The 231-nt window shown below is 33.3% G+C and carries 1 protein-coding gene; it reads left to right on the top strand.

The features are described 5' to 3' along the window. A partial coding sequence (locus QSV46_RS41230) for a hypothetical protein (protein WP_314964575.1) occupies positions 1 to 231 on the top strand: 231 nt, incomplete at both ends.

Genomic DNA, 231 nt, shown 5'->3' with positions numbered 1-231 from the left:
ATCCTGAAGACCCTAATCATCCTTCAGTTTTTGATTTCCTATCAAATACTGTAAGTACGGTGGATTCTGAGATAAACTTGTCTAATATTGAAGAGACTATAGCCATAAATATCTTGACCAAAACAAATATTGTAGGGAATATTCATGTCGGAAAAAGTTGTTCTCCTTCAGAACTAGAAATATACGAAGCTCTTTTTTGTGAATTCAAAGATGTCTTTGCTTGGACATATG

Origin of the sequence: Bradyrhizobium cosmicum, from assembly GCF_032290525.1 — a bacterium.
In the GTDB taxonomy this organism is placed as follows: Bacteria; Pseudomonadota; Alphaproteobacteria; order Rhizobiales; family Xanthobacteraceae; genus Bradyrhizobium; species Bradyrhizobium cosmicum_A.
Note: the sequence above shows the minus strand (reverse complement) of the source record. Positions and strands in the feature narration are given on the sequence as shown.